Origin of the sequence: Sphingobacterium sp. UBA1498 (genome assembly GCF_002325125.1) — a bacterium.
Classification (GTDB): Bacteria; Bacteroidota; Bacteroidia; order Sphingobacteriales; family Sphingobacteriaceae; genus Sphingobacterium.
Genome location: NZ_DCRG01000032.1, coordinates 392140 through 406300, shown reverse-complemented (window position 1 = coordinate 406300; position 14161 = coordinate 392140). Strand labels below are relative to the sequence as shown.

Genomic DNA, 14161 nt, shown 5'->3' with positions numbered 1-14161 from the left:
TAATAGGCCACCATGGCAATCGAATGAATCTGGAATTAACTTTCTATTAGAATGTTCGAACGGATATTAAAATGAGATTAAAAAGAATACCTAGATTAAAATCAGATTAAAATTTGGTTCCGGCCTTGTAGTATAACTCTGCTAGTGCCTTCCGAAAATCCGTAAAAAGCTTCTCTTGCTTTATGCGCATTTCGATCAGTTTGCTTTCTCTGCTATTAACCACAAACAAGGTTGATTCACCTAGTTCAAACTTGTTTAACTCTCCCTTAAGTAAACGTTCCTGGTTACTTACATTTAAAGCATGAAGTTCGAATTGCGTACTATAAGCTGTTAATTCGTTGTATTTTCTAATAACATCATTGTAAATGTTGCGCTCGGTAACCACCTGTTCGTAGTGTAATTGATCTAACTTAATTCTCACTTCTTTTAATTTCCCCCTTTCACTTCGAATAAATAGGGGAAATGCAAATTCAAACCCCAGTTTATAATTCTGCCAGTTGAAATCATACTGTGGTGGTATAAAATCATTGAAACTGCGGCGGTTCGATATCAATGTGCCTGAAACCGTAAGTTTTGGTTTCAGCATTTCCTTACGGTAGCGTTCCTCAAATTCGAGCTGTTGATTTTTACTCGCCAATTTGATCAATTCAGGATGGGCAATTTTAGCTGAATCAAGAAGTGCATGGATCACTTTATTGTCCGGTAAGAGAATTTCGCCAGCTGCCTTATGAGGAACTGCATAGTCTGGAAGTTCCACTGGAAATTGCTGATCATTCCAAAGGTGATTGGACAACAAAATTCGGGCATTTTTTAACTCGGCTTCATACTTGGAAAGCTCTATCCACCTTTCTTTGACCACAACAGAGGCCTCAATCGAGTCAATCACAGGTTTATCACCCAAGGCAGTTTGTTCGCTGATAGCCTTAAAGCGTTGATCTGCTAATTTTACACCTTCCAGTAAAAATTGATACTGCTGATAGGCAAAATACCAATTCCAGTAGTCTGAAACTGCCTGAAACCAAATGCTGTTGATTTGCTTTATCTTTTCGCCTTCTAAATAGCGTATCATTGCTTTTGCCTGCTGTAACGTATTCCTTCTGCTATCAATAATCAATCCTTGTCCCAGTGGTATACTTAAGCCCACGGCAGACAGGCCAGCGTTGTTCGTCCTAGATTGAGGGTTGGTATAGTCACCGACATTTCTGTCGTAAGCAATTTTAAGGTCGGCTCCAGCCAACCAAAGTGGAATTTTCAGCTCACTATTCCACTCGTTATAGTATTCCTTACTGCCGAAGTATTTATTTTTAAAACTTGCATTGATAGTTGGATCAAACTTACCTAATGCTTGCATCACATGCGCTTTAGCAGTCTCACTCAATAGATTGACTTGTTTAACAATCGGATGGTTAGCCATCAAAAGTGCTTCCATATCATCCAAAGTGAACGTTTTTCTTGCCGTATTCACCTTTTCCTGCGCGGGAAGCAAATGGCATAGAAAAACATACAATACAATAAAAATGAGATTCAATTTGCACATAGTATAATCACTTTTTTCCACTATCCTTAGGTTCACGCTCCAAACTCGGCGGAAATCCATTTAACTGTCGCCATATCTCGTACCATAAAGGGACTTTATTTAAAATAACTCTTCCGAATGCTCCTGACCCTTGATTTAACTGGACCGGCCAAGGTTCATCCCCTTCAGGCACCGGCGCTGTTGCGCGCACCAAGATCCTAAATTGACCATTCGTACTGCTCACTTTATCGATAACCGACACTTTTCCTGCAAAAGTACCAACTGCCACCGAAGGCCATCCGGAAAACTGAATCGATGGCCACCCATCAAATTGTAGCCGTACATCGCTTTCCGGTGCTATCAATGGCACATCCATCGCATTTACATAAAGTTCAACGGCAAGCAAGGGGGTTTTTGGCTGCAATGTCGCCACAGACTCTCCCTCCTTCATATTTTCACCTATTCCAGCTTTGAAAGTCTTGACAATAAATCCGTCCTGTGGAGCTCTAACAATATACAGTCCTCTTCTCACATCGATATTGGAAATCTCATTTCTAAGCTTAGCGATATCACCTTGCACAGAAGCTTTGGAGGAAAAAGCCGAACTTAAATCAGATTGTGCTTTCGCCAAAGACTCGTTATATTTTGCACGAATGTTATTTAATTCTATTCGGGCATTGGTTAAAGATTGCCTTGAATTTGAAAGCTTATTTTCGGCACTAACAACTTTAGCTCGGTCATTTTGTAGATTCAGACGTCTTGTTTCAATATCTGTCAAAGAAAACAGCCCATCTCGATACCCCTCTTCGTAGCGCTTAAGCCGCTTTTCACTGGTCTCGAAAAAGCTCATAACCGCAACGAGTTCAGCACTATCAATTTTCACTAGATTTTGAGACTGTATCACCTTATTTTTAGCAGACTCGAGCTGAAATTCCAAACCGTTGCGTAAAGCCAGAATCTGCGCTTCTGTAGCTTTCATCTTTTGATCTGCGGCATCCTCGCCGCTTTGTTTAGCATGCAATTGTTCTTTCAAGCGCAAGGGTAGCATTGGATCAAAATAAGATTGGGCAGTTTCCGAAAGCACTAAAATTGTGTCACCTTTCTTTACTTCCTGTCCCTCTGTAACCGCCCAATACTCGATACGACCGCCAATTTGATTTTGTATCGTCTGTGGTCTATCTTCTGGCCGCAGCGCAGTTACCGTACCTATTCCAGCAATTGTCTGCCTCCAAGGCAGGAATAATGCAAGCGCAAAGATAACCGCAGAGCATACCAAAAGGCGTCCCAAAACAAGTGATCCCCGTTCTTTTAATAGTTTAGATACTGCATCCTGAGAGAGATCTCTCCACGAGACTGTCTTTTGACTCGTCTCATCCTTGTTAATCCACATAATTAGCAGCGTCCTCCTCCAACGCAAGATCTGTTATCGCCGCTAACTTGACTACTCCTGTCAGCATATCAAAAATTGTATTTAGATTGGTCATCAGTTTCTCGATCGCATAACCGATTTGAACGATAATGACTTCGGCAGCCACAAATTGCCCAAAAGTCATTTGTCGCTCAACAACATAATAAGATCCCAGTAAAAGCATCGCCCCAAACAGTAGGGTACGAAGCATGACAGAGCCTATGAAAAACCTTTTTAAGACCTTAAAATGATCATTGCGAGCTCCTAAATATTTACCGACAATATGATCTGTATTGTCTGTCACTGCCTGCATTTTTTCTTTGTCCCCGCGATAAAGCGCTATATTCTCCGCAACAGATTCTAGATAGGCCACCGTCTTATATTTGTATTCGGACTCTTCTATGCTCGTCCGTAATCCCCTTTTATAGTATAGCGCCAATATAATGATAACAACACAGATCACGACCAGCCCAAAAGCCAAAAACACAGGATGGTAAAAGGACAATAACACCACGCTAAAGAAGATGGTTACAACTGCAGCAATGATATCGATCAAAAGTTTAATAATCCCTTTTTGAATAATGATCACATCAAAAAATCGATTCACCAATTCCACAAGATTTTCCCCTAACAATTCCTTGGGATCAATTCGCGGAAGGCGATACGAAAATTCCATTGCTGATTTTAGAAAGATCTTCTGTTCTAAATATTCAACCAGCGTGAGTTGTCCGATCAGTAACGTGCCGGCCATGACCACGCCAAACAGCACAAAAGCAATTAAAATATAAGTAGAGCTATACATGGCTCCGTTGCTTAAAAAATTAAATATCGCTGTAATCCCTATTGGAATTGTCAGACTAAACATACCAATGACGATAGCATAAATAAATATAAAATTGATTGTTTTACGTTCGGGATGTAGGAGGCTAACCAAACGCTGCAAAGGGGATGGTCCGCCATGTAATTTCGCCATAAAAATAAAAAATAGATAATTTGAAAATTATGATTTAATCCAAAGACAGTTGGACAATTTCTGCTGATTATCCATTCGTCAGTGCCATTTTATGATGAGAGGGATCTCCCTTATCGCTAAAAAGTATGGTCGAACGAATTTGGCCCCCGAGATTTCCAAGCGCTTCAGCAACATTAAAAAAATGACGTGTCTTCTTTTTATAGTTATAATTGCATGGAATTCTAATTTCGTCAACAGCTTGCCCACGGAGGTAATGTCGGAGATAATTTTTATTGTCTGTACATAAAATATCGGCAAAGATATTGAGATGGCGGTCTTGATAAAGCTGATACAGCACACGACAAGCATTTAAGAAAGATTCAGATTGGAGCATATCGAGCTGATCATCCAATCCAATACCGAGCAATTCACTTGCTGAACTACTGCTTTTATTACCGTATACCAGGATGATATCAATTTGCTCGGCCACCGATTCTTCTATACTCTGCCGGACAAACTCAAGCGAATCAACCGTAAAATCGCTGGGAATTAATATGCGCGTTGTTTTAGCCATGCTATTTTTTTAAGCAAAGTTAAAACGCAGTTATGGCAATGGTATGAATCTAAAATTAGCTTTTCATTAGAAAGTTAACAACAGTATTAAAATTGGATTAGAAAATGCACTGAAATTAAAACTGGATTAAAATCGCAGATAAGTCGGTAATTCCACTTCAACAGTTGTCCCTTCCCCTACAATAGAGTTGACTTTCAACGAACCGCCATGCAGCTTAATGATATTTCTTGCCAAAGGTAAGCCAATTCCATAGCCATCGATACCACTCGTATTCGAAGCTCTAAAATAGGGGTCGTAAATATGATCTAATTCTCGGGATGGTATTCCTATACCCTTGTCTTTTATAAGAATAAAAACTTTGTTGTCCAATGCACCCAATGCGATGTAAGCGGTTCTATCGGATGAATATTTACAGGCATTACTGATAATATTAGACAGTGCAAGCTGCAGCAAAATTTCATTTCCATTCACCTTAAGTCGCATGCTATCATCCGGCAATAGGCTAAAATCTGTTATAATCTTAAATTTATCATTGATAGCCTTCACTGTCAGCTCGGCATCCATTACGATCTGATCAATACGAACCGGATTGAACGCTGTCGCGTTGTTCACAAAACCTGTACGCGCCAGCAATAAGAGTGCTTTAGTTTTTTTCTCCAGATGCTCTGCAGATTCAATGATTTTGGATAATGTGCGTTGGTACTCCTCATTGCTACGTTCTTTAGATAAGGCAAGATCTGCCTGCCCGATAATGGAAGTTAATGGCGTGTTCAGTTCATGGGATGCATTGCTAATAAAGTTTTTTTGAGTTTCAAAAGAGGTCTCTAACCGCGTCAACATCCGGTTGAATGTCTGTGCAAGACCATGAAGTTCACCTTTATACTTTTCTTCATCCAATCGCTTATAGAGATTTTCGGAACCAATCGCCTGCACCTCCTTCATCATGGTCAATATTGGCTTTAAGAATGAGCGTTTCATGAAAACCGAAACGACGAAAATAAACAGAATACCCAAAATCAGGCTTATAATAAGCAAGTTCCGGAGATAAGCCAGATGATGGGTATAAAAATAATTTTCCGCAGATGCCCCAACGATATAGTGACGCCCGTTTTGCGAGAAATATTTGGTTGAATAAAATTGCTTGCCCGACTTGAAATTTGACGTTCCCTCTTTACTAATTTTATCCCAAAGTTCATTGTGGAATCCCTGGCTTCTTAAAATAGAATCCTTGCCATCAAATTCCACTAAAAATTCATGCTGATTATTGAGATTCTCAATAAAATCAAGGCTCCATTGATCCGATTGGGAAGCAGATTTACTATTCAGGAACTTTTCAGCGGCAATATTTCGCCGAAGATCCAGTCGCTTATAAAAATCAGTAAAAGCAAAATTCGTAACGGAATAAAAGATAAAGCCAACAAAACAACTCACGTATATGACTAGAATTGCAATGAGATAGATAAGCTTTCGGTTATAGTTGTGCATTTCGGAATATTCAATCTTCAATTTTTAGTACATATCCCATACCAATAACCGTATGGATCGCCTTCTTTCTCGTTACTTTTTCAATCTTTTTTCTCAGATAATTCACATAAACATCGACAACATTTGATCCAATATCAAAATTAATTCCCCATATTTTGTCTAAAAGCTCGGTTCGCTCAAATACCTTTTTCGGACTTTGAATAAACAATAAGAGCAAACGATATTCGGTACTTGTTAAATTAAGTTCCTGGCCGTCGCAATAGGCTGTTTTTTTATAATCATCGATACTTAAAAAACCATAACTATAGGTGTCTTTTGATGGTTGAAGCTCACGCTGTGTGGCCTGGACAATAGACTTTTGCCGGCGAATCAATGATCGAATGCGTGCTTTAAGCTCAATAAGTTTAAATGGCTTTGAAAGATAATCATCAGCTCCATTATCAAGCCCTAAAACCACATTTTCGGGTGTTCCCAAGGCTGTGAGCATCATTACTGGAAGATCCGTATACCCCCATTGCCTGATTTGTTTACAGATATCCAGTCCATTAGTTCCTGGCAAGAGGATGTCCAACAGCACAAGTGAAACATCTTGCTTCGCCAAAAGCTGCTCCAATCCGTCCGACCGACCCAAATGAATGACCCGATAACCATCCTCGCCTAAGCCTTGTACAATCAAATCAGCGACGTCCTGCTCGTCCTCAACCAAAATAATTTTTTGCTTCTCCATATTCGTCATTACGTTTAGCTCTGTTTAATGAACTCCCATCCAAACCATAAAAATAACGTTTTGACTTAAGAGACACAAATCCCATTTTTTGCCCGAATGCACACAAAAAGAAACTTGCTCTATTTTGCAAAAGCAAAAGCGCTGTGTTCATCGATCGTGAAACAGCGCTTTCGTTTAATGCTTCAAGTTAAAACATGAGGTTAAACATCATCCCCTCGAACTTTTCTGCCAAGCATAAGTTTCTCTGATTAGCACTGATAGCTACAACTTTACTTTGCCCATAAGCGGGTCTGTCTTACTCGACTTGCCAGTCTCGATATGTCCAGCATAGCGGAATCTTATCGCTTGATCATTTGAACATGTAATTTCAATATCATACCAACCTTCACTCTTGCTGCAATCGATTTCAACCAAAGCAGGATCATCCTTGCGCATGGCTTTAGTTTGGAAAAGATCATAGGAACAGTCCTTCAGAATTAAATCCAAATTTGGCGACACTAATTGTACACAAAGAATAGGTTTTCCAGCGACAACTTTCGTATACACATCAATTGCAGGAATATATGACTTTGCGGCTTCAATCGCACGGTAAAAACCGTTGGGACCATGCAAAGCAAATGATATGTACTCGCCCACAATTTTATCGAGTTCCCATTCATACGCTAATTGATCCCCTTCCCGTACCGTAAAATTCCAAACTTTACCCACTGGATGTCCATCGTAAGCCACATAGGAAATAACCTGATAAGGCAAACCCGCTCCCGCTTTAGCCGTATTGAGTCTTCTTTCCAAAGTTGAAGCGATGGAAAATATAGTTGATGTTTGCCGTACTTTTAACTGCAATTCATATGGTAAAGCACAGGCATCCTTCCAACCCTCCTCTTGCATCTGCATCGCAGCTTGATACTGACCTGTCAATTTGATTTCCTCCAGTTTTTGGCTGTCTATTTTCACAAAATCTGTTGGAAGCTTTTTATTTCTGGCGGAGAATATACGTTCAACATACCCATCTCGATCCACTGGATTAAGCCTTGTTTTGGAAATTTCATCTATAGGTCGAAAAGAAGTTGTTAAGTCGCCACAGACCATTCTTCGCCACTGGCTGATGTTTTCTTCCTGTACCACCTTACCCGTTTTCTTTTCTAAAAAAAATTCTAAAAACTGCAGGCAAGAAGTGTGATCAAAAACTTCGGAATTGACCCAGCCCCCCTTCGACCACGGAGAGGCTATCACCATGGGTACACGATAGCCCAAACCAATAGGACTTTCAAAACTTACATTCTTACTATTTTTCCTTTTTCGCTCTTGTTCTAGCGTAACATATTCATCCGAAGTATCGATTTCCGACACAGCGCCCTGATCGCTATCCGAGCTCAATGGTGGAACAAAGGGAGCTATATGGTCAAAATATCCATCATTTTCGTCATAAGTTAAGATGAAAATCGTCTTTTTCCAAACCTCAGGTTCTTTGGTCAATATATCGAGGACTTCGGATACGTACCATGCCCCGTACCAAGGCGAGCCCGGATGATCCGAGAACCGACAGGGAGCCACTAACCATGACACTGTAGGTAATTGGCGATCTTCAACATCTTTTCTAAACTGATAAAAAACATCTCCGGCCGGCACCTCAACTTCCTGCCGCTTTCCACCTTCTTTATAACTTAATTTATCAAGTTTGTGAAAATTGGGATCAGCTAGATTAGTCACAAATGCATTGCGATGGATATCTTTTTCGAACTGGGATAGCTTTTCAAAATTCTCAGGGGTATAATGAATGACATCTCTTTTCAAATCTTCCAATTCCGCTTTGGCTTTGTGCAGCAATTCTTCTTTTGGATTTGTTTCCAAAAATTTATGCAGCTCTTTTACCCGTTCTTTCATCCACTGATAATGTGCCAAATGATATCTTACACCATATTGTTGATGAAACTCCAGGTTGTTATCTGTAAAATTAGCCAACCAATCTTCCTCTTCTCCTTTAAAGCCTACTGGTAAACTTAGTTCATTTTGATAAACTTTCCACGAGACCCCTGCTTTTTGCAGTCGTTCAGGATAGGTTTTCCATTTGACATCCTTGTAGTTGATCTGACCATTGTCTACATGCGCAACAGATTCGGGATTACGGGGTTCTTCGCGCACTGTACCAGTCCAAAAATACGATCGATTAGCGCTCGTTCCCGTCAGTGACGAACAAAAATGCTGGTCACAAACCGTAAATGCATCTGCAAAAGCATAATAAAAAGGAATATCTGCACGGTTATAATAGCCCATTGTTAAAGGCATGGCCTTATATTCTGAATTACCAGAGCTCTTTGCTTCCAACCAATTATCCATTTTCCCGTCATGACGAGCCGCAACCATATCACGCCAGCCATGCGGAAGCGACCCCATCCAAGTCGATTTACTATTGACGATATCTAAATGGAAAGGTGCAAAATATGCACCTTCCTTATTTCCTTGTATCCATACAGGTAAACCATTCGATAATTTCATTGCGCGGGGATCGTTAAAGCCGCGTACGCCCTTCAACGTCCCAAAACAATGGTCAAACGATCTATTTTCCTGCATCAAAAATACAACATGCTCGGCATCCAAAAAAGTTGATCCTTTTGGAGCTTCAATCGCCAAGGCTTTTTGTATTGATTCAGGCAGCCAGTTTATAGCGACTGTACTCCCAGCCAGCATGGCTGCTTTTTTTAAAAATACCCTCCTTGAATCCATTATTTTAACCACCAAGCCTGTAAATTAATATTGTCATTTCCGCCAAATTGTGATTTGATCGCTTCAGATACATTCGCAGTATTATTATTGTACTCATCTTGAGGATACATCCAGCGATAGGCTGTTTTCACATTCGCAGATTTACGGAAACTCGGATATCCTGTGCGCAAATGATCAAAATAAGCCGAGTATCCCCCCTGATGAAATGAGCGTAGGTATTTCTGCATCAAGATACGTTCTAGCTTTTGCTCATTGGAGCTAGCTCCGTCAAGACTTACCGAATTTTGTGCAAGATATTTGGCCGCTTGTGCTTCATTTGTATAAGTTCCTAAATTTTTCGCATACTTTTCATAAAATTTGAACGATGCCTGTACTCCTTTGGTATACGTTGCATTGAGATCGCCCGTTATCCAACCTTTCAAAATGGCTTCAGCCAAAATAAACTGCATCTCCGAACAGCCCAATAAGACCAATGGCTCAGCTGTAGGATCTTGATAAAATCGCTCGTGGACTTTCGATAATTTACCTAATACAGCTTTTGCATTCACCTGTGCATAAGGAACAATCGGATCACCGCCTTCATAAGCCGTAAAGTCATTAATCGCTTTACCCGCTTCTTTACCCAGTCTTGTTTGTGTAGCGACGACAAATAACCGCGGATCTTTCAGGTCCTGCAATCGTTGGATAAATGTTGAATCCATATACATTCCCGATCCATAACCGCTAGAGTTAAACTCCGGATAACGATTACCCTCTTGATTCAAAAAGACGAGTTGCCCATCTTCAGCACCACTAACATCAGTGATTCTAGACTCATTGGTAAATATTTTTGAAAATTCTGTTGCTGCATTAAATGGGAGATCAGTCGATTTCTTCGAAAGCGTAAATAATACTTTTAGGCGAAATGAATTGACTAACTTGTTCCAATTACCACTATTTCCACCATAAATAATATCCCCATTTATGGTGTTATTGTTCTTCTTCAGAATAATACTTGCTTCCTCAAGTTCCTTCAATACCCCCACCAAAACGTCTTTCTGTGTATCGTATTTCGGTGCAAAAATTGCAGAATTTTCACCCTTTGCTGCTTCTGAATAAGGGACATCACCAAACGTTAAGGTAAGATTATAAAAATAATACGCACGGAAAAATTTTGCTAAGGCCAAATAACTTTCAGCGCCAATACGTTCAGCTTCTTCAGTCATCTTGGTAATATTGCGAAGATTACCATATTGCTCAAAGCTTCCTCGTTGCCAATTATAAATTTGATTCGCATTTTCACCATCCGTTTGCACAATCATTTTCAAGGCATATAGTGGTGAGGTACCGTGCCAGGTCCGAAAAGCATCCCATTCTACCTTCGTCAATAAAGCTTGCGGGTGGGTTGTTGTCGCTTCATTTGGATTAACATTTACTTCAGTCAATTTCTGACAAGAAGTCATGATTGAAAGAGAAAATAATCCAAGAAATATATGTTTATTAAATAATTTCATCGTACTATTTTGTTAAAACTTAAAATCTAGAGAAAAACCGATATATCGTGTGGAAGGATCCTGAAGATTACCATCATTTCCAACGCCAAAATCAGGATCGATATAAGGCACTTTCTTCCACATGGCTAAATTATAGCCAAATAGTGATGCATTTAAGGCCGTAAGCTGTTTTAATTTAAACACCTTATTGACATCATAACCTACCGACAGTCTACGTAGTTTTACAAATGATCGATCAAATACATTGGCAAACAGTTTACTTTCAGACTCTGTAACTCTGGCCTGGTAAGGATAATTTTGACTCCAAGCCTGCCAATCAACAGCTTTTGTATTACTAGTATACGTTCGGGTATCTGAAGTAATATTACCGTTCACGTCGCGGGTAAGCTCACCTCCTGTTACGATCACCCCATCTGGCACAAAAACTGGTTTTCCAGCATCATATTGTTCTTGACGATATAATACCGAAGAAGGATGCTTTCCACCCCACCACATTTTTTCTATGGTAGTCGAATTCATTACACCACCAATAGATCCATCGAAATCAAGATTTACCTGGAATCCCTTAAACTTAAACTGATTTGCAAAACCAAATTGCCAGTCCGGCTGAAAGTAACCTAGATACTGTGGAAATGGGTTTTTAGTCGGCATACCCGTATTTGGATTTAAGATCACCTTACCATCAGCCGACTTTTCCCAAACAGTGCTATAATAGCTGTCTGCACGATCGCCTTTTTTAAGATTGCCGTATTTCCCCTGATTATTGTAGATCTCTTCCAAACGCTGAATTGCCCGAGACCAGTTAATGGTAGATGTCCACGAAAATTGGTCATTTTTAATTATATTTCCTGTTAAGGAGACCTCCAATCCTTTTGTGCGGTATTTATTTCCATTTACTTTACGTGAAGTAAAAGCGGAAGCTTGAGAAATACTCAAATCGATAATCTGATTTTTATCAACAACATTATAGTACGTCACATCAGCCGAAAGCCTATTTCTAAAAAAAGCCATAGCAGCACCAACTTCTAAAGAAATGGACTGCTGAGGAAGGATATTGGGATTAATAATACCTGCTGGATAAGTCACAGAAGGTGTTGAACCATAAGTAACATCTTTCTTATAAGTCGCGGTAATGCTATAGGGATCCAGATCTGAAGATACCGATGCCCAGGAACTGTACAATTTGATAAAGTCAATTTGCGCTGGCAGTTTGAAATAATCTGAAACAACACTGCTCAGTGAAACCGATGGGTAAAAGAATGACTGATTAGCTTTAGATAAAGTTGATGACCAGTCGTTTCTTCCAGAAAAATTCAGATAGGTAGACTTAAATACATTTAAATTTACCGAAGCATAAGCGCTTCGAATTATTTTCTCAGTCGTTGTATTTGTTGCCTTAACTGGGCCTTGGGTATTGCCCAAATTATAGACAAATGGTACAACCAAACCATCCGTAGTTTGATAAAGTTCGCGATAATCCCTTTTGAAAGTAGACGATCCGGCATTAACAGTTACACCAAAATTATCAGATAATTGTTTAATATAGGTTGCCAAAACATCCGCATCAAAATTTAGTTGTTTACTATCCCAGTTTTTATAATCCCCATTACGCGAATCCCCATAATTCATATAGGATTTGGGGCTTTGCATATCTTGGAATAGATTTTTTTGTCTTGCTGCTGCACGACCTTTGATGGTAATTTCGGGTGAAATACGCCAAGTTAAAGCAGTCTGCCCCGCCAAAATATCCTGATCGTATACCTGATTTAGCTCATTGGCCGCAAAGTAAGGGTTGTTGTACCAAGCATAGTTGTAGTTTGCCTGGCGGTAACCCTCCTGTCCTGGAATGTAGAGGTGATCCTTTAATTCCTGTCCATTTACATCATTTCCCATCCACAACAAAATGGTATACATATGATTTTTAGGCCCATATCCATACCTCGGATAATTTGGAGATTTTACTTTATTATAGGATAAGTTAAGATCTAATTGAACTTCGGGTGTAAAACGGTAAGAGGTATTTAAATTTAATCCACCTGTGGAAAGCTTTGTATTGGGTACCTGACCTTTTTGATAGGCATATTTTCCTGTTCCAAATATGCTTACCTTTTCAGATCGATACGATAATGTCGCATTGTTTTCTGTGATCAATCCGGTGCCAAGGAAATCCTCTAAATTGTTATGTGCAATCCAATCAATCGGCACTCTTTCGTAACGTGACTTATCGTTATACTTGGTTCCACTCACATCACCCCACCAAGGAATCACTTCACCTGTTTGCTTATCGCGAATCGGACTGTTCCACTGTGCAACCTTTATTCCTGAGTTCAATTTGGGTCCCCAGGTCATATCCCCATCTGAAATCCCCCCATCGGCACCATCCCAAAATTCATATTTGCCATTAGATCCACTACCAAACTCTTTCTGTGACTCAGGAAAAACGGTAAATCCTGCAGAGAACATATTACTGGTTCCAACCGAAAACTCCAATCGATCACTTTTTGCACTTTTGGTTGTAATTAAGATAGCGCCGTTTTTACCACGTAGTCCATATAAAGATGAAGCAGCCGTTCCCTTCAGTACATTGATATTCTCAATATTTTGACTGGACATGTCATAAAAATCTGATTCTACAGGAATACCATCTACAACAATCAGCGGGGTTTTACCACGCAATTGAAAAGATGGTGCCTGAAAAATTCCCGTTGGATTATTAACAATTAGACCCGATACTTGCCCTGTTAGGGCTGTACCAATATTCATTGTTTTGGACTCTTTAAGTACGTCTAATTTGACTTCTTGGGTAGCGTAACCAATTTGCTTCTTTTGTTGCTTAATACCAATTGCCGTTACAACAACCTCATCCAGCTTAGAATCATCTTTTTCCAAAACTATCACAAGATCCCCATCTGTCGCAGTGATAGACGCTGTTTTGTACCCTAATGAAGAAACACGGATTTGGTCGCCAACGCGACCTTTCAGATTGAATTTGCCATTAAACTCAGTACGCGTGCTTTGCTTGCTGCTTTCATTGATAATCGTGCCGCCATCAATGGGTTTGCCGTCCTGATCCTTAACAATACCCTTGATAGTAGATTGGTCGTTAATTTCGAGTTGAATAGTTTCACTCGCCGGGTTTGCCCGTGCACTATCGACAAGCGCTGTATTTAGCAATGCGATAGCCAAGGATGCCTGAGCAGTTTTCCTAAATTGAGGTAGTAATATAGGTTTCATTATTTTAAATTTTCACCAAAAAAATGAAAGCTATATTACTAAAAGATC

At 39.8% G+C, this 14161-nt stretch carries 9 protein-coding genes; all 9 read right to left on the bottom strand.

Annotation, left to right across the window (positions count from 1 at the left end):
- Window positions 1–106: 106 nt before the first annotated feature.
- A complete protein-coding gene (locus B3139_RS18555) occupies window positions 107–1537 on the bottom strand; it encodes a TolC family protein (protein ID WP_293885023.1) in 1431 nt (476 codons plus the stop codon).
- A gap of 7 nt (window positions 1538–1544) precedes the next feature.
- Window positions 1545–2906, bottom strand: coding sequence for an HlyD family secretion protein (locus tag B3139_RS18550; RefSeq protein ID WP_293885022.1), 1362 nt, complete (start codon window positions 2904–2906; stop codon window positions 1545–1547).
- Complete coding sequence (locus B3139_RS18545) at window positions 2896–3897, bottom strand: ABC transporter transmembrane domain-containing protein (protein WP_293885021.1); 1002 nt, start codon at window positions 3895–3897, stop codon at window positions 2896–2898. The genes B3139_RS18550 and B3139_RS18545 overlap by 11 nt, the downstream gene beginning before the upstream one ends.
- 67 nt (window positions 3898–3964) lie before the next feature.
- Window positions 3965–4450 (bottom strand): hypothetical protein, encoded by a 486-nt coding sequence (locus B3139_RS18540; RefSeq protein ID WP_293885020.1) that lies wholly within the window; start codon window positions 4448–4450, stop codon window positions 3965–3967.
- Between the two features lie 126 nt (window positions 4451–4576).
- Window positions 4577–5956: a HAMP domain-containing sensor histidine kinase gene (locus tag B3139_RS18535; RefSeq protein ID WP_293885019.1), complete on the bottom strand. Its 1380-nt coding sequence runs from the start codon at window positions 5954–5956 to the stop codon at window positions 4577–4579.
- Window positions 5946–6662, bottom strand: coding sequence for a response regulator transcription factor (locus B3139_RS18530; protein WP_293885018.1), 717 nt, complete (start codon window positions 6660–6662; stop codon window positions 5946–5948). Before B3139_RS18530 ends, B3139_RS18535 begins: the two co-directional genes overlap by 11 nt.
- Window positions 6663–6923: 261 nt before the next feature.
- Entirely contained in the window at window positions 6924–9386 is a 2463-nt protein-coding gene (locus tag B3139_RS18525; protein ID WP_293885017.1) for a phosphocholine-specific phospholipase C, read from the bottom strand.
- On the bottom strand, window positions 9386–10879 hold the full coding sequence (locus tag B3139_RS18520; protein ID WP_293885016.1) for a SusD/RagB family nutrient-binding outer membrane lipoprotein: 1494 nt from the start codon (window positions 10877–10879) through the stop codon (window positions 9386–9388). Before B3139_RS18520 ends, B3139_RS18525 begins: the two co-directional genes overlap by 1 nt.
- 12 nt (window positions 10880–10891) lie before the next feature.
- A complete protein-coding gene (locus B3139_RS18515) occupies window positions 10892–14113 on the bottom strand; it encodes a SusC/RagA family TonB-linked outer membrane protein (protein WP_293885015.1) in 3222 nt (1073 codons plus the stop codon).
- Window positions 14114–14161 lie beyond the last annotated feature (48 nt).

What these genes read in the sequence shown, in the direction of transcription:
- B3139_RS18555 (WP_293885023.1), bottom strand. Translation starts at nt 1,537, where the DNA reads ATGTGCAAATTGAATCTCATTTTTATTGTATTGTATGTTTTTCTATGC.
- B3139_RS18550 (WP_293885022.1), bottom strand. Translation starts at nt 2,906, where the DNA reads ATGTGGATTAACAAGGATGAGACGAGTCAAAAGACAGTCTCGTGGAGA.
- B3139_RS18545 (WP_293885021.1), bottom strand. Translation starts at nt 3,897, where the DNA reads ATGGCGAAATTACATGGCGGACCATCCCCTTTGCAGCGTTTGGTTAGC.
- B3139_RS18540 (WP_293885020.1), bottom strand. Translation starts at nt 4,450, where the DNA reads ATGGCTAAAACAACGCGCATATTAATTCCCAGCGATTTTACGGTTGAT.
- B3139_RS18530 (WP_293885018.1), bottom strand. Translation starts at nt 6,662, where the DNA reads ATGGAGAAGCAAAAAATTATTTTGGTTGAGGACGAGCAGGACGTCGCT.
- B3139_RS18525 (WP_293885017.1), bottom strand. Translation starts at nt 9,386, where the DNA reads ATGGATTCAAGGAGGGTATTTTTAAAAAAAGCAGCCATGCTGGCTGGG.
- B3139_RS18520 (WP_293885016.1), bottom strand. Translation starts at nt 10,879, where the DNA reads ATGAAATTATTTAATAAACATATATTTCTTGGATTATTTTCTCTTTCA.
- B3139_RS18515 (WP_293885015.1), bottom strand. Translation starts at nt 14,113, where the DNA reads ATGAAACCTATATTACTACCTCAATTTAGGAAAACTGCTCAGGCATCC.